The sequence below is a fragment of the Streptomyces sp. NPDC048436 genome, from assembly GCF_043200355.1.
GTDB lineage: Bacteria > Actinomycetota > Actinomycetes > Streptomycetales > Streptomycetaceae > Streptomyces.
Map to the genome: position 1 here is coordinate 165,627 of NZ_JBICXP010000004.1, position 14,359 is coordinate 179,985.

General features: G+C 70.4%; 14 protein-coding genes. 6 read left to right on the forward strand and 8 right to left on the reverse strand.

What is annotated here, in order from left to right; translation table 11 throughout:
* Nucleotides 1-10: 10 nt before the first annotated feature.
* Together ACGFX9_RS15615 and ACGFX9_RS15620 are read right to left on the reverse strand one after the other, a co-directional pair.
* The gene (locus ACGFX9_RS15615; RefSeq protein WP_393470990.1) at nt 11-586 is read right to left on the reverse strand and encodes a DUF1003 domain-containing protein; all 576 of its coding nucleotides are present in this window, start codon (nt 584-586) and stop codon (nt 11-13) included.
* A complete protein-coding gene (locus tag ACGFX9_RS15620) occupies nt 573-1,868 on the reverse strand; it encodes a magnesium transporter MgtE N-terminal domain-containing protein (protein ID WP_393470993.1) in 1,296 nt (431 codons plus the stop codon). Before ACGFX9_RS15620 ends, ACGFX9_RS15615 begins: the two co-directional genes overlap by 14 nt.
* 222 nt (nt 1,869-2,090) lie before the next feature.
* Between ACGFX9_RS15620 and ACGFX9_RS15625 the strand changes: the two genes are divergently transcribed.
* On the forward strand, nt 2,091-2,849 hold the full coding sequence (locus ACGFX9_RS15625) for a hypothetical protein (RefSeq protein ID WP_393470996.1): 759 nt from the start codon (nt 2,091-2,093) through the stop codon (nt 2,847-2,849).
* 78 nt (nt 2,850-2,927) lie between these two features.
* Here ACGFX9_RS15625 and ACGFX9_RS15630 read toward each other — a convergent pair whose 3' ends face one another.
* Both ACGFX9_RS15630 and ACGFX9_RS15635 read right to left on the reverse strand, forming a co-directional pair.
* Complete coding sequence (locus ACGFX9_RS15630; RefSeq protein ID WP_393470999.1) at nt 2,928-3,440, reverse strand: hypothetical protein; 513 nt, start codon at nt 3,438-3,440, stop codon at nt 2,928-2,930.
* A 24-nt stretch (nt 3,441-3,464) separates the two neighbouring features.
* Nucleotides 3,465-4,586 (reverse strand): magnesium and cobalt transport protein CorA, encoded by a 1,122-nt coding sequence (locus ACGFX9_RS15635; protein WP_393471002.1) that lies wholly within the window; start codon nt 4,584-4,586, stop codon nt 3,465-3,467.
* Between the two features lie 478 nt (nt 4,587-5,064).
* Between ACGFX9_RS15635 and ACGFX9_RS15640 the strand changes: the two genes are divergently transcribed.
* Complete coding sequence (locus ACGFX9_RS15640; RefSeq protein WP_393471005.1) at nt 5,065-5,649, forward strand: suppressor of fused domain protein; 585 nt, start codon at nt 5,065-5,067, stop codon at nt 5,647-5,649.
* Between the two features lie 18 nt (nt 5,650-5,667).
* Here ACGFX9_RS15640 and ACGFX9_RS15645 read toward each other — a convergent pair whose 3' ends face one another.
* Nucleotides 5,668-6,921, reverse strand: coding sequence for an MFS transporter (locus ACGFX9_RS15645; RefSeq protein ID WP_393471008.1), 1,254 nt, complete (start codon nt 6,919-6,921; stop codon nt 5,668-5,670).
* Nucleotides 6,922-7,081: 160 nt separating this feature from the next.
* Between ACGFX9_RS15645 and ACGFX9_RS15650 the strand changes: the two genes are divergently transcribed.
* The 3 genes from ACGFX9_RS15650 to ACGFX9_RS15660 all read left to right on the forward strand — a co-directional run bounded on the left by ACGFX9_RS15650 (nt 7,082) and on the right by ACGFX9_RS15660 (nt 9,436).
* Entirely contained in the window at nt 7,082-7,723 is a 642-nt protein-coding gene (locus ACGFX9_RS15650; protein WP_249587912.1) for a DUF6758 family protein, read from the forward strand.
* 149 nt (nt 7,724-7,872) lie between these two features.
* Nucleotides 7,873-8,748 carry a PHP domain-containing protein gene (locus ACGFX9_RS15655; protein ID WP_393471011.1) on the forward strand — a complete coding sequence of 292 codons (876 nt, stop codon included), beginning with the start codon at nt 7,873-7,875 and terminating at the stop codon, nt 8,746-8,748.
* Between the two features lie 85 nt (nt 8,749-8,833).
* Nucleotides 8,834-9,436, forward strand: coding sequence for a MarC family protein (locus ACGFX9_RS15660; RefSeq protein WP_393471014.1), 603 nt, complete (start codon nt 8,834-8,836; stop codon nt 9,434-9,436).
* Between the two features lie 148 nt (nt 9,437-9,584).
* Here the strand turns inward: ACGFX9_RS15660 and ACGFX9_RS15665 are convergent, their stop codons facing one another.
* The gene (locus ACGFX9_RS15665) at nt 9,585-9,737 is read right to left on the reverse strand and encodes a hypothetical protein (RefSeq protein WP_393471016.1); all 153 of its coding nucleotides are present in this window, start codon (nt 9,735-9,737) and stop codon (nt 9,585-9,587) included.
* 208 nt (nt 9,738-9,945) lie between these two features.
* Here ACGFX9_RS15665 and ACGFX9_RS15670 point away from each other — a divergent pair, with 208 nt between their 5' ends.
* Complete coding sequence (locus tag ACGFX9_RS15670; RefSeq protein WP_393471019.1) at nt 9,946-10,842, forward strand: NYN domain-containing protein; 897 nt, start codon at nt 9,946-9,948, stop codon at nt 10,840-10,842.
* A 35-nt stretch (nt 10,843-10,877) separates the two neighbouring features.
* On the opposite strand, the gene ACGFX9_RS15675 is transcribed toward ACGFX9_RS15670, so the two are convergent.
* Both ACGFX9_RS15675 and ACGFX9_RS15680 read right to left on the reverse strand, forming a co-directional pair.
* On the reverse strand, nt 10,878-11,732 hold the full coding sequence (locus ACGFX9_RS15675) for an alpha/beta fold hydrolase (protein ID WP_393471022.1): 855 nt from the start codon (nt 11,730-11,732) through the stop codon (nt 10,878-10,880).
* Between the two features lie 113 nt (nt 11,733-11,845).
* Nucleotides 11,846-14,119 (reverse strand): DEAD/DEAH box helicase, encoded by a 2,274-nt coding sequence (locus ACGFX9_RS15680; RefSeq protein ID WP_393471025.1) that lies wholly within the window; start codon nt 14,117-14,119, stop codon nt 11,846-11,848.
* Nucleotides 14,120-14,359: the final 240 nt, after the last annotated feature.

A 14,359-nucleotide genomic window follows, 5' to 3' on the forward strand; every position in this document is an offset into this window, starting at 1 on the left:
GAAAGGGCCGTCAACGGTCGCCTACGTCACTGCCCCCGCGCTCCTCTGCCGGGAATACGACGCGGCGGCCCGTCCGCTGCTCCTCCAGCTCCTTGACCAGGTCCTGGAGCTCGGAGCGGATCCAGTCGCGGGTGGCCACCTCGCCCAGGCCCATGCGCAGCGAGGCGATCTCGCGGCTGAGATATTCGGTGTCCGCGATGGCACGCTCGTTCTGCTTGCGGTCCTGTTCGAGATTGACCCGGTCACGGTCGTCCTGCCGGTTCTGCGCGAGCAGGATCAGGGGCGCCGCGTAGGACGCCTGGAGGGACAGCGCGAGGGTCAGGAAGAGGAACGGGAACGGGTCGAAGCGCAGTGAGTCCGGGACGGTGATGTTCCAGACGACCCAGACGGTGATGGTGACCGTCATCCAGACGATGAAGCGCCCCGTGCCCAGGAACCGCGCGATCCGCTCCGAGAGCCGCCCGAAGGCCTCGGGGTCGTACTCCGGCAGGAGCCTGCGGCGCGGCGGCCGAGGCTGGTCGAGCCGGAAGCGTGGCGTGGCCCGCGGCTCGGCACGGCCGTCCCGCTCGCGGTCAGCCGCCGCCATGGGGCGCCTCCTCCTCGGTCTCCTCGGTCTCGTCCAGGTGGAACTCCGTCTCGCGCCAGTCGTCCGGCAGCATGTGGTCGAGCACGTCGTCGACGGTCACCGCGCCGAGCAGCGAGCCGCCCTCGTCGACGACGGGGGCCGCCACCATGTCGTACGTGGCGAAGAACCCGGCGACCTCGGGCAGCGCGGTCTCCGGCGCGAGCGGCTGCAGATCGTCGTCCAGGATCGAACTGACCAGGGTGTACGGCGGATCGCGCAGGAGCCGCTGGAAGTGCACGGTGCCCAGATACTTGCCCGTCGGCGTCTCGTCCGGCGGCCGGCACACGTACACCTGGGCGGCGAGCGCGGGGGAGAGGTCCTGCTGGCGCACCCGCGCGAGGGCGTCGGCGACGGTCGCGTCGGGCCGCAGCACGATCGGCTCGGTCGTCATCAGACCGCCCGCGGTGCGCTCCTCGTACGCCATCAGACGCCGCACGTCGGCGGCGTCGTCGGGCTGCATCAGGGTGAGGAGGCGCTCCTTGTCGTCCTCGGGGAGCTCGGCGAGCAGGTCGGCGGCGTCGTCGGGGTCCATCGCCTCCAGGACGTCGGCGGCGCGCTCCTCCTTGAGCTTGCCGAGGATCTCGATCTGGTCGTCCTCGGGAAGCTCTTCGAGCACGTCGGCGAGCCGGTCGTCGTCGAGGGCGGCGGCCACTTCGGCCCGCCGTTTGGGCGAGAGGTGGTGCAGCACGTTGGCGAGGTCGGCGGCGCGCAGCTGCTCGAAGGTGGCGAGCAGGCTCTCGGCGCCCTGGCCGTGCTCCTCCAGGGAGAAACCGTCGACGGCCGACCACTCGACGGTCAGCGTCTCCCCCTTGCGCCGGAAGGTGCCGCCCTTCCCCTTGCGTACGAAGACCCGGTCGATCTCCCAGTCCCGGCGGGCCGGCAGCTGCTGGACCGCCACGTCGAGGACGGTCACCTCCTCGTCCGTCTCGATCAGCCGGACCCGGCGGTCGAGCATCTCGCCGAGCACGAGCCGCTCGGTGGGCCGCTGTTCGAAGCGCCGGACGTTCAGTACGCCGGTGGTGATGACCTGGCCCGTCTCGATGCCCGTCACCCGGGTCATGGGCAGGAAGATGCGCCGCCGCGTGGACAGCTCGACGACGAGGCCGAGCAGCCGGGGCGGCCTGCGGTTGACCCGGAGCATCGCGACCAGGTCGCGCACCCGGCCCACCTGGTCGCCGTTCGGGTCGAAGACGGCGGTGCCGGCCAGATGCGAGACGAAGACCCGGGAGGTGGTCGCGGCCATCACACGCGCCCTCCTCTGCTCCTCGTGAGCTCGTAGCGTCTTATGCCGTTCTGTCCCGTAATACGGGCTTCAGGCTAGCCCGTCCCGGTCGGATCCGCCCCGGCGGGTCATCCGTCAGGACTGGCGGTGATGCGACTGGTCAGCACGGGTACGCTGCCGTACTGCCGTAGCCGTAGCCGTCGTCCCCCACGAGAGGCAGGGCCCCCTGTGTCCGCTATCCCCATGGCCCGCCGCACCCGCAGGGCGGCACTCGTGAGCGCGTTGTGCGCGGGTCTTGTCATGGGGGTCACCGGTCTCACCGGGTGCAGCAGCGACGAGGATCCGGACGCGGGCACGAACGGCATCGGCAAGCTCTCCGCCACCAAGATCCAGAGCAAGTCCCGTTCGGTGGCCTACGCGGCGCCCGCGGTGCGGCTGTCGGGTTCCCTGGTCAGCAAGGGGCACACGTACAAGCTCGACATGCGCCTGAAGGAAGAGGGCGGCACCGGCTCCGTCACGTCGAAGGGCGAGACCTTCCAGCTGCTGCGCGTCGGCAAGCAGCTCTTCCTGAAGGCCGACGCCGGCTTCTGGACGCACGAGGACGCCAAGGGCGGCCAGAAGCCCGGCAAGACGGACGGCGCCGCCGCGGCCAAGCTCGACGGCAAGTACGTGAAGGTCCCCCGGGAGGACGCGGCCTACCAGCAGCTGAGCGGCTTCACCGACAAGGACGTCCTCCTGGAGGGCATGCTCACCCTGCACGGCAAGCTCGCCACCGGCGACCGCGGCACGACCAGCGGCGCCCCCAGCATCAAGATCACCGGCGACGAGGGCGCGGGCGGCACCCTGTCCGTCTCCCTCAAGGGCAAGCCCTACCCGCTGCGCCTGGTGCGCGCGGGCGACGCGGGCACGCTGCTGCTCAGTGACTGGGGGCGGGACTTCGCCCTCAACGTGCCGGCGAAGGACGAGATGGTGGACTACGGAGAGCAGCTCCCCGAGTCGTGACGGCGTGTCACGTGACGGCGTATCAAGGGGGCGCGGAGGAGGACAGAGGGGCGCGACGGGGTCCGCCCGCGCCGGGGCTCAGCCCTTCTGCTTCTTCCGCTTGAACAGCAGCCGCGGCAGCGCCTGAGGCACCGGCTGCCGGGTGGTCGCCGGGGTCGGCAGCGGCGGGGCCGCGAGGGAGCCGTCGGGCAGGTCGGTGACCGTCTCCCGCGGGGTGAGCCGGACCACCCGGCACTCGTCCGCCCAGCGCTGCGGCATCCGCTCGCCGTCGGGGGCGTTCAGGCGCTTGCCCTTGAGCTCGGCGACGGCCGCCTCCCACGCATCGGAGCGCGGCGCGAGCTCGGTCACCAGGGCCGTCCAGGCGATGAGCCTGCCGCCCTTGTCCTTGCTGCGTACGGTCACTTCGGCCCAGCCGCCGTCGACGAGTCCCGGCAGTGGCTGCTCGCCGGGGCCGTCGCCGACGAGGTGCGCGGCGCCCTCGTGCCACACGTGCCACAGGGCGCGGGCCGGTTCTTCGCCGCGCACCCAGATGAGGCCCGACTTCTTGGTGGCCTCCTCGACGAGGGCCCGGGCGAGCAGCGTTTCTGTCATGCGCGCACCCTATCGAGTGGCGGGCTACAGCCAGCCGTTGCGCTTGAGGGTGCGGTGGATGGCCCAGCAGACGCCGCCGATGAGGCCGAGGACCATCGGGTAGCCGAAGCGCCAGTGCAGCTCGGGCATGTGGTCGAAGTTCATGCCGTAGACCCCGCAGACCGCCGTGGGCACGGCGATGATCGCCGCCCAGGAGGTGATCTTGCGCATGTCCTCGTTCTGCGCGACCGCGGCCTGCGCGAGGTTGGCCTGGAGGATCGAGTTGAGCAGTTCGTCGAAGCCGACGACCTGCTCCTGGACGCGGGCCAGGTGGTCGGCGACGTCACGGAAGTACTTCTGGATGTCCGGGTCGACGAGCCGCATCGGCCGCTCGCTCAGGAGCAGCATGGGCCGGAGCAGCGGGGAGACGGCCCGCTTGAACTCCAGGACCTCCCGCTTGAGCTGGTAGATCCGCCCGGCGTCGACACCGCGCGCGGAGCCCTTGCCCTTGCTCGGCGCGGAGAACACCTCGGTCTCCACCTCGTCGATGTCGTCCTGCATCGCGTCGGCCACCGCGAGATAACCGTCGACGACGTGGTCGGCGATGGTGTGCAGGACGGCGGACGGCCCTTTGGCGAGCAGCTCGGGCTCCTCCTGGAGCCTGCGCCGCAGGGCACGCAGCGAGCCATGGCCGCCGTGCCGCACGGTGATGAAGAAGTCCCGGCCGGTGAAGCACATCACCTCGCCGGTCTCCACGATCTCGCTGGTGGCGGTGAGTTCGGCGTGCTCGACGTAGTGGATGGTCTTGAAGACGGTGAAGAGCGTGTCGTCGTAGCGCTCCAGCTTGGGCCGCTGGTGGGCGTGCACCGCGTCCTCGACGGCGAGCGGGTGCAGCCCGAACTCGGCGGCGATACCGGCGAATTCGGCCTCGGTCGGCTCGTGCAGACCGATCCAGGCGAAGCCGCCGTCGCGCCGCACCTGGAGCATCGCCTCGTGCGGCGTGAGCGTGTCGTCGCAGGCCGCGCGGCGGCCGTCACGGTAGACGGCGCAGTCGACGACGGCGGAGGCGGCGGTCGGGTCGCGCGTGGTGTCGTACGAGCTGTAGGGGCTGCCATCCTTGCGGAGCGAGGGGCGAACGGCGGCGCGGAGGTCACGGATCATCGACATGGGCAGGCTCCTTTGACGGAGGCCGCCGGCGGCGGGTGGAACTACCCGGAATGAGGACGTCCTGCTGAGGATGTTTGGCACGTCCACAAAGCGGGGAGCACCGCACCATCGCGGTGGCAGCTTCGCTACTGACTCAGATTCAGAGAACAGAGAAATCAGAGAGATCAGGTGGAAACGAAGTGCTCTTCCGTCGCACGCGAGCACGGGGAGTACAGGCGCACAGTGGCAGCTACAGGGCTGCGTGAGGTGTCAGACGGAAGAACGGGTGGTACTGCACGGTCGACTTCGATCCATGGCAGCCCCACCTCCTCCGGCCGGTCCCCCGTAGGGGAGTCCCAAGCGCGTAGCGCGCGAAGTCATCTGGCCGGGCTTGAGAGCACGCTCTGCGTGCTGCCCGGGACCAGCGGCCAACACTATCAGCCGACTGAAGTGTCAAGCCCCGCCTTTACCCCACACTGACGAGTTCTATGCTCGCGTCATGGCTGATGTTCTTGCTCTGGTCGAAGCCCGTCTCCGCACTGCCCTCGGTGAACCGGACGCCCGCGCCGCGGTGACCTTCCTCGGCACCGACCGCGTCGAAGTGCTGCGCTTCACGGACGGGGACGTGGTCCGCTACGCCACCCTCGGCATGTCGGGCAAGCCGATGGCCGACCCCACCGCCGCGCTCGCCGACCCGGTCAAGGGCCCGCGAGCGGAACTGGTCCTTTCGGTACGAGGTGGCGTCGCCGACACGGACAAGGTGCTGCGCCCCCTCGCGGTACTGGCGGCCTCGCCGCAGGTCGAGGGCCTGATCGTGGCGCCGGGTGCCTCGCTCGACGTGGGCGAACCGCTGTGGCCCGGCGCGCAGTTCACGTCGGTCCTGGTGGCGGAGCCGGGCGGTCTGGTGGAGGACCTGGAGCTCGATGAGCCGATGGAGCCCGTACGGGTCCTGCCGCTGCTGCCCATGACGCCGAACGAGGCCGCGTGGAAGCGGGTGCATGGGGCGCAGGCTCTCCAGGAGCGCTGGCTGAACAGCGGGACGGACCTGCGCGATCCGCTGCGCAGGTCCGTGTCCCTGGACTGAACTCCTCTGCTGGGAGCCTCAGTTGGCGAAGACGGTGACGCCGTCCTCCGCCGCGTGCTGGGGTTCGAGCTCCTCGGCCTCGTGGGCGAGGGAATTTCTGCGGACATAGACCACGACCGCGCCGAGCACCGCCGTGACGGCCGCGACGACGAACGGGATGTGGATGTTGCTCCACTCCTCGATCTTCGGCGCGAAGAACGGCGCGGCGGCTGCGGCGAACCACCGGACGAAGTTGTAACCGGCGCTGGCCACCGGCCGCGGCGCGTCCGATACGCCGAGCGCGAGCTCGGTGTAGACGGTGTTGTTCACGCCGATGAAGGCGCCGGACAGGATCGTGCAGACGATGGCCGTCGTGTGGTTGCCGTAGCCGAGCACGAGCACGTCCACCGCGAGCAGCACGAGCGAACCGCCGAGCACCTTCAGCGAGCCGATCCGCGCCTGCAGCCGTGGGGCCACGAGCACGGAGAAGACGGCGAGCAGCAGACCCCAGGCGAAGAAGATCGCACCCGACTTGTACGGGGTCGTGTTCAGCACGAACGGCGTGAAGGCCAGGACCGTGAAGAACGTGTAGTTGTAGAAGAACGCGGAGGCGGCGGCCGACGCGAGCCCGCCGTGGCCAAGCGCCTTGATCGGCGCGAGCAGTGAGGTCTTCTGCGCGGGCTTCGGCTGCTCCTTGAGGAACGCGGTGATGCAGAGGAAGCCGACGGCCATCAAGACCGCGGTGCCGAAGAACGGGTAGCGCCAGCTGGCGTTGCCGAGCACCGCGCCGAGCAGCGGTCCGCACGCCATGCCGAGGCCGAGCGCCGATTCGTAGAGCAGGATCGCCGCGGCGCTGCCGCCGGCCGCGGCGCCGACGATGACGGCCAGCGCGGTCGAGACGAAGAGCGCGTTGCCAAGGCCCCAGCCCGCGCGGAACCCGACGAGTTCGCCGACCGATCCGGAGGTTCCGGCGAGGCCCGCGAAGACCACGACGAGCGCGAGCCCGAGGAGCAGGGTCTTCTTGCCGCCGATCCGGCTCGACACGAAGCCGGTCACCAGCATCGCGACGGCGGTGATCAGGAAGTACGAGGTGAAGAGCAGGGAGACCTGGCTTGCGGAGGCGTCCAGGCCCTTGGCGATGGAGGGAAGGATCGGGTCGACGAGCCCGATGCCCATGAAAGCGACGACGGACGCGCCGGCCGTGGCCCAGACGGCCTTCGGCTGCCGCAGAAGGCTGGTCGCCCCCTCGTCGAACGGGTCCCCTTCACGGGGCCCTCCTGTGCTGCTGTTCATGCCAGCTCCTTAGCGGCTTCCGTCGAGGTCGTTGACGTATACACATATTAGTTAGCGAGACTAAAAGATGCAAGCTACATCTAATATTGCCTGGTGACAGGGCCACCGGACGGGTGATCGTCCTTGACGGGGGGACGGCCGGGGAGGACCGTTGGTCGCTATGAGGGGCGAACCCAGTTGCCCGAAGTGTGGTGGCCGGGTCAGGGCTCCCGGTCTCTTTGCCGACTCCTGGCAGTGCGATGTGCACGGGACCGTGCATCCGCTGCAGCCTGTGATCCCGCCGAGCGTCGAGGCCCTCCAGGTCGTGGTGCACCGTGCGCAGGTGCCGGTGTGGATGCCGTGGCCGCTGCCGGTCGGCTGGCTCTTCACGGGTGTGGCCTGCGCGGGCGACGACCGCAGCGGCGGCCGTGCGACCGCTGTGGCCTGCTCGGGGCCCGCGCCGCTCGGCGGCATGGGCGAGCTGGTGCTTGTCGCCGAGGAGCTCGGCGTCGGTCTCGGCGCGCGGTACGCGGGCATTGACGGCCCGGACCCCGGCCCGTATCTGAACGTCGAGAAACCCCCGCAGGCCAAGCTGCTCGCGGCCGGCCGGCCGACCCCGATGTGGCATGTGGCGGGCACGCCGGACGACCGCGCGGTCTTCGCGGGCGAGGCGCGGGGGCTGTGGCTGTGGGCGATCGCGTGGCCGGAGCAGTCGGGGCTCTTGATGTACGACGAGCTGGTGCTGACCGATCTGCGGGACGCGGGCGCCGAGGTGGACCTGCTGCCGTGCGGGGCGCTTTCGCCGCGGATTTTGATGCCGTGAGGTGGGGGCGGCGCCGGTGCTGAGGGTGAGGGGGGTCTCGTCCGGGGCGGGTGGTGGAGCGGTCGCCTCCCGTTATCCTTGAGCGTCCCCCTTGCGACCGTCCCCCGTGGACTTCCGCATCCGTACCGTCAGAGCCTGGAGTACGCGTCGTGCGCATCGACCTGCACACCCACTCCACCGCTTCCGACGGCACGGACACCCCGGCGCAGCTGATGCGCAACGCCGCCGCCGCAGGGCTCGACGTCGTCGCGCTCACGGACCACGACAGCACCCGCGGGTACGCGGAAGCCATCAAGGCCCTGGCGACACTCGACCGGGGCCTCACCCTCGTCACCGGCGCCGAACTCTCCTGCCGCCTCGACGGCGTGGGCCTGCACATGCTGGCCTACCTCTTCGACCCCCACGAGCCTGAGCTCGCCCGTGAGCGCGAGCTCGTGCGCGACGACCGGGTGCCCCGCGCGAAGGCGATGATCGGCAAGCTTCAGGAACTCGGCGTCCCGGTCAGCTGGGAGCAGGTCGCGCGCATCGCGGGCGACGGCTCGGTCGGCCGCCCGCACATCGCCGAGGCGCTGGTGGAACTGGGCGTCGTGCCCACCGTCTCGGACGCCTTCACGTCCGACTGGCTCGCCGACGGCGGCCGTGCGTACGCCGAGAAGCACGAACTCGACCCCTTCGACGCGATCCGCCTGGTCAAGGCCGCGGGCGGCGTCACCGTCTTCGCGCATCCGGCGGCCGTCAAGCGCGGGCAGGTCGTGCCAGAGGCCGCGATAGCGGCGCTCGCCGCGGCCGGTCTCGACGGCGTCGAGGTCGACCACATGGACCACGAACCGGCCACCCGCACCAGGCTGCACGGCCTCGCCGCGGACCTCGGCCTCCTCGCCACCGGGTCGAGCGACTACCACGGCAGCCGCAAGACGTGCGTGCTCGGGGAGTTCACCACCGACCCCGAGATCTACGGGGAGATCACGCGACGGGCCACCGGGGCGTTCCCCGTGCCCGGCGCGGGCGGAAGCGCCACCGCGTAACTCTCACGCGCCCCTTCGCGCCGCCCTGCCGCGCGGCGTTTCGTAGCACTTCACCACTCTCACCACTCTCTGCAAGGCCATCACTGTGTTCGACGCTGCCGTTTTCGGATCCCTCTTTCTCACCCTTTTCGTGATCATGGACCCTCCCGGGATCACGCCGATCTTCCTCGGTCTCACCTCGGGCAGGCCCGCCAAGGTGCAGAAGAAGATGGCCTTCCAGGCCGTGTGCGTCGCCTTCGGTGTGATCGCGGTCTTCGGGGTCCTGGGTCATCAGATCCTCGACTACCTGCATGTCTCCGTCCCCGCGCTGATGATCGCGGGCGGGCTGCTGCTCCTGCTGATCGCGCTCGACCTGCTCACCGGCAAGACCGACGAGCCGAAGCAGACCAAGGACGTCAACGTCGCCCTCGTACCGCTCGGCATGCCGCTGCTCGCGGGCCCCGGCGCGATCGTCTCGGTCATCCTGGCCGTGCAGGACGCCGACAGCGTCGGTACGCAGATCTCCGTCTGGGCGGCGATCGTGGCGATGCACGTCGTGCTGTGGCTGGTGATGCGCTATTCGCTGCTGATCATCCGGGTCATCAAGGACGGCGGCGTGGTCCTGGTGACGCGCCTCGCGGGGATGATGCTCTCCGCGATCGCGGTCCAGCAGATCATCAACGGCGTGACGCAGGTGGTCAACGGCTAGACCCGCGCCGCCGCCCCCGGCGACCTCGCCGGGGCGGCCGGGCATGCCAAGGGCCCCGTACATCTGCGTACGAGGGCCCTTCACCGTTGTTCGTCACAACCTGATCGTTACAACCTGTGCGGCACACGAATGTGCCGCCACATGTGCGTTACGAGGCCGGGGATTCGGCCGGGCGGATGTAGATGCGCTGGCCGATCGCTGCGGCCTGCTGCACGATCCGATTGACGGAGGCGGCGTCCACGACGGTCCGGTCCACGGCGTTGCCGTCGACGTCGTCGAGTCGCATGATTTCGAAGCGCATATGGCTTCTCCCTTCGTCTGGTCATCCTCCTGAAGGAGAACTACTCATTGTGGCCGCCGGGACAGCTGTGTCCGGCGTTCCATACGGGTACAACGGGTTGCCCCCAGCAAACATTCCCTACGCTAAGGAAATTTTTCGACAGACTAATTACTCACGAGTAGCGAGACCGGTTGTGTTCGCTGCGTGACCAGCGGGACAATGAACCTCAATGAACGACGAGATCGACATCAGCGCCCAGCTGGAGCGCACCAACGGACTCCTCGAGCGTGTGCTCGCCGAGGTGGCGAAGACACCGTCCACGCACGCGATCTTCGTCGACGCCGGGTATGTGTACGCGGCGGCGGGGCGGCTCGCGGTCGGCACGGAGGACCGGCGGGCCTTCGATCTGGACGCGGAGGGGCTGATCGAGGCGTTCATCGACAAGGCGCGCACGATCTTCGCGGACAGCCGTCTGCTGCGCGTCTACTGGTACGACGGCGCGCGCCGCCGCATCCACACGGTGGAGCAGCAGTCGATCGCCGAGCTGCCCGACGTCAAGGTGCGCCTGGGCAACCTGAACGCGAACAATCAGCAAAAGGGTGTCGATTCCCTCATTCGGACGGATCTGGAGTCCCTTGCCAGGCACCGCGCGATCAGCGACGCGGCCCTGATCGGCGGCGACGAGGACCTGGTCTCGGCGGTGGAGGCGGCGCAGGGGTACGGCGCGCGGGTTCATCTGTGGGGCATCGAGGCGGCGGAGGGCGGCCGCAATCAGGCGGAGCCGCTGCTGTGGGAGGTCGACAGTCAGCGCACGTTCGACCTCGAGTTCTTCAAGCCGTACGTGTCGCGGCGCACCGTGACGACGTACGAGACGGCGGGCACGCCGCGGCCCTCGCGTGAGGACGTGCGGTTCGTGGGCGCGCAGATCGCCGCGAAGTGGCTGGCGGAGCGGGGGCGTGCGGCGCTGGTGGATCTGCTGCCGGGGCATCCCTATCTGCCGGGTTCGGTTGACCAGGAGCTTCTGGTGGAGGCGGAGAAGCTGCTCGCGTACTCGCTGCGGGGGCAGTCGGATCTGCGGCGTGCGCTGCGGGACGGCTTCTGGGAACGGTTGCAGACGCACTACTAGCCACGCGGTACTAGCCACGCGGTACCGGCCACGTACTACTGGCCGGCGCTGATCCCGTCCCAGAAGCTGATGAGCGCGGCTGCGGTCTCCGCCGGGCGGTCGGTGTTGGGGGAGTGCTCGGCGCCGGTGATGACCGTGCGGTGGGCGCGGAGCCGGTCCGCCATGTCGTCGAGCCACGCGATGGGCCAGGTGTCGTCGCGCTCGCCGGAGACGACGTGCTTGGGCAGCGGGATGGCGGCGAGCTCCGTGACGCGGTCGGGCTCGGCGCAGAGCTGTTTGCCGGTGGCGATGAGCTGGGCGGGGCTGTGCCGCAGCCAGCGCTCGCGCAGGGCGTCGCCGTCGACGTCGGTGTCCTCGGGCGGATCCACGGCCTGCATGGCGGCCCAGGCCTCGGCCATGGACAGGACGGAGAGCGCGTCGGTCAGCATCTTGGCGCGGGCCTGCTGCGATGGCGAGATCCGGGCGGGGCCCGATGACATCAGGGTGAGCGAGGCGAAGGTGTCCGCCGGGGCGCGGAGGGTGGCGGCGCGGGCGATCTGCCCTCCCAGGGAGTGCCCGAGGAGATGCGGCCTGCCGCCGAGGGCGTCGGCCTGGGCGAGGGCGTCTTGGGCCAACTCGGCTTGGGCGTAGGGGGATTCGTCCTCGGCGGGGCCGGGGGTCTCGTACTGCCCGCGCCCGTCGACGGAGACCGCGCGGTACCCGGCATCTGCGAGGGGCCTGAGCAGAGCGATGAAGTCCTCCTTGCTTCCGGTGAACCCGGGGAGCAGCAGGACGGTGCCTCTGGCCTGGCCGGCCGGGCGGGCGTCGAGGGCGGCGAAGTCTCCGCGAGCGGTGTTCAGTCGCCGGGCGTCGACGCCGGGGGGCGGGGTGAAGGTCGGGGGCCTGCTCATGTGTCGAGGCTAGCCGCCGGGGGCGGGCCTTGAGCGGTCGGGATGGCGCGCAGAAGGCCCGGCTCCCCCTGCGGGGAGCCGGGCCTTCAGGCGTTGGACCTCAGCGGAGCGCGTCAGCTCTCCTCGGCCGGTGTGGCCACCGCCTTGCGCGCACGGCGACGCGGCTTCGCCACGGTCGGCTCCTCGGCGGCAGCCGGGGCCTCCGCGGCCTTACGCGTACGGCGACGCGGCTTGGTCTCTTCCGTCGACTGGGCCGGGATCTCGGCCTCGACGGTCTCGACCACGGCTTCCGCTGCCTTGCGGGTGCGGCGGCGTGGCTTGGTTGCCGGGGCGTCGGCCTCGGGGCTCTCTACAGCCTCGACCGCGGGCTCCGCAGCCTTGCGGGTGCGGCGCTTCGGCTTGGTGGCCGGGGCCTCGGTTTCGGCGGCTTCCGCGACCTCGGTCACCGGCTCGGCGGCCTTGCGGGTGCGGCGGCGGGGCTTGGTCGCCGGGGCTTCCGCCTCGGGGGCCTCCACGGCCTCGACCGTGTCGACGACAGCCTCGGCAGCCTTGCTGCGGGTGCGGCGCTTCGGCTTGGTGGCCGGGGCCTCGGTTTCGGCGGCTTCCGCGACCTCGGTCACCGGCTCGGCGGCCTTGCGGGTACGGCGGCGGGGCTTGGTCGCCGGGGCGTCGGCCTCGGGGGTCTCCACGGCTTCGACCGTGTCGACGACGGCTTCCGCAGCCTTGCGGGTCCGGCGACGAGGCTTCGATACCGGGGCTTCTGCCTCGGTGGCTTCCACGACGTCCACGACGGCCTCGACCGGCTCGGCCACGGCTTCCGCGGCCTTGCGGGTGCGGCGGCGCGGCTTCGTCGCCGGGGCTTCCGCCTCGGGGGTCTCCACGGCCTCGACCGTGTCGACGACAGCCTCGGCGGCCTCCGAGCCGTTCCGCGTCCGGCGACGGCGGCGCGGCGCACGCGGCTCCGGCAGCTCGGCCTCAGGGGCGGCCGCAGGCGCGGCGGCCTCGGCCACCGCCACGGAGGAGGGGGCCTCCAGCGGCGTACCCGATCGCGTACGACGGCGTCGGCGCGGTGTACGCGCCTCACGCTGCTCGCGCTCCGGCTCGGGAGCGACAGCGCGGTCACGGCCGCCACGGTCACGATCACGGCCGCCACGGTCGCGGTCGCGGTCACGGCCGCGCGATCCGCCCTTGCCGCCGGTCTCGCCGAGGTCTTCGACCTCCTCGGCACGGAGCCCGGCACGCGTACGGTCGCCGCGCGGAAGCACACCCTTCGTGCCCGCCGGGATGCTCAGCTCCTCGTACAGGTGAGGAGAGCTGGAGTACGTCTCGACCGGGTCGCCGAGGCCCAGGTCAAGAGCCTTGTTGATCAGCTGCCAGCGCGGGATGTCGTCCCAGTCGACCAGCGTGATCGCGATGCCCTTGGCGCCCGCGCGGCCGGTGCGGCCGATGCGGTGCAGGTAGGTCTTCTCGTCCTCGGGGGACTGGTAGTTGATGACGTGCGTGACGCCCTCGACGTCGATGCCACGGGCGGCGACGTCGGTGCAGACGAGCACGTCCACCTTGCCGTTGCGGAAGGCGCGCAGCGCCTGCTCGCGGGCGCCCTGCCCGAGGTCGCCGTGGACGGCGCCCGAGGCGAAGCCACGCTTTTCGAGCTGCTCGGCGATGTCGGCGGCGGTCCGCTTCGTACGGCAGAAGATCATCGCGAGTCCGCGGCCGTCGGCCTGCAGGATGCGCGAGACCATCTCGGGCTTGTCCATGTTGTGCGCGCGGAACACGTGCTGCTTCGTGTTCGCGACGGTTTGGCCCGCGTCGTCCGGCGAGGTGGCGCTGATGTGCGTGGGCTGCGACATGTAGCGACGGGCCAGGCCGATGACCGCGCCCGGCATGGTCGCCGAGAACAGCATCGTCTGGCGCTTGGCCGGAAGCATGTTGATGATGCGCTCGACGTCGGGCAGGAAGCCCAGGTCGAGCATCTCGTCGGCCTCGTCGAGGACCAGGCACTTGACGTGCTTGAGGTTGAGCTTCTTCTGACCCGCGAGGTCGAGCAGCCGGCCCGGGGTGCCGACGACGATGTCGATGCCCTTCTTGAGGGCCTCGACCTGCGGCTCATAGGCACGGCCGCCGTATATGGCGAGGACGCGGACATTGCGCGCCTTGCCGGCGGTCTGCAGGTCGTTCGTGACCTGCTGGCACAGCTCACGGGTGGGGACGACGATGAGGGCCTGCGGCGCCTCGGTCAGCTGCTCGGGCTTGGCCCGGCCCGCCTCGACGTCCGCGGGGACGGTGACACGCTCAAGGAGCGGGAGTCCGAAGCCGAGCGTCTTGCCGGTGCCGGTCTTGGCCTGGCCGATGACGTCGCTGCCGGAGAGCGCGACGGGCAGCGTCATCTCTTGGATGGGGAAAGGACTGATGATGCCGACGGCCTCAAGGGCCTCGGCCGTCTCGGGGAGAATTCCGAGATCGCGGAAAGTCGTAGTCAGGGCATTGCCTCTTCTGTGAGACGCGGCCTGAGGCGAACGCTGGGGGTCGTGACCGTGCCACTACCGCCGGCTGCTTGGGGGGCGGGGCCGGGGGCGCGGGACCACTGCCTGCGCTCGAGCGCTCATACCGCTGAGGTTCCCTCCTCA

What these genes read in the sequence shown, in the direction of transcription:
- ACGFX9_RS15650 (WP_249587912.1), top strand. Translation starts at nt 7,082, where the DNA reads ATGAGGGGCGAACCCAGTTGCCCGAAGTGTGGTGGCCGGGTCAGGGCT.
- ACGFX9_RS15615 (WP_393470990.1), bottom strand. Translation starts at nt 586, where the DNA reads ATGGCGGCGGCTGACCGCGAGCGGGACGGCCGTGCCGAGCCGCGGGCC.
- ACGFX9_RS15675 (WP_393471022.1), bottom strand. Translation starts at nt 11,732, where the DNA reads ATGAGCAGGCCCCCGACCTTCACCCCGCCCCCCGGCGTCGACGCCCGG.
- ACGFX9_RS15680 (WP_393471025.1), bottom strand. Translation starts at nt 14,119, where the DNA reads ATGACGCTGCCCGTCGCGCTCTCCGGCAGCGACGTCATCGGCCAGGCC.
- ACGFX9_RS15640 (WP_393471005.1), top strand. Translation starts at nt 5,065, where the DNA reads ATGGCTGATGTTCTTGCTCTGGTCGAAGCCCGTCTCCGCACTGCCCTC.
- ACGFX9_RS15630 (WP_393470999.1), bottom strand. Translation starts at nt 3,440, where the DNA reads ATGACAGAAACGCTGCTCGCCCGGGCCCTCGTCGAGGAGGCCACCAAG.
- ACGFX9_RS15625 (WP_393470996.1), top strand. Translation starts at nt 2,091, where the DNA reads ATGGCCCGCCGCACCCGCAGGGCGGCACTCGTGAGCGCGTTGTGCGCG.
- ACGFX9_RS15645 (WP_393471008.1), bottom strand. Translation starts at nt 6,921, where the DNA reads ATGAACAGCAGCACAGGAGGGCCCCGTGAAGGGGACCCGTTCGACGAG.
- ACGFX9_RS15620 (WP_393470993.1), bottom strand. Translation starts at nt 1,868, where the DNA reads ATGGCCGCGACCACCTCCCGGGTCTTCGTCTCGCATCTGGCCGGCACC.
- ACGFX9_RS15670 (WP_393471019.1), top strand. Translation starts at nt 9,946, where the DNA reads ATGAACGACGAGATCGACATCAGCGCCCAGCTGGAGCGCACCAACGGA.
- ACGFX9_RS15665 (WP_393471016.1), bottom strand. Translation starts at nt 9,737, where the DNA reads ATGCGCTTCGAAATCATGCGACTCGACGACGTCGACGGCAACGCCGTG.
- ACGFX9_RS15635 (WP_393471002.1), bottom strand. Translation starts at nt 4,586, where the DNA reads ATGTCGATGATCCGTGACCTCCGCGCCGCCGTTCGCCCCTCGCTCCGC.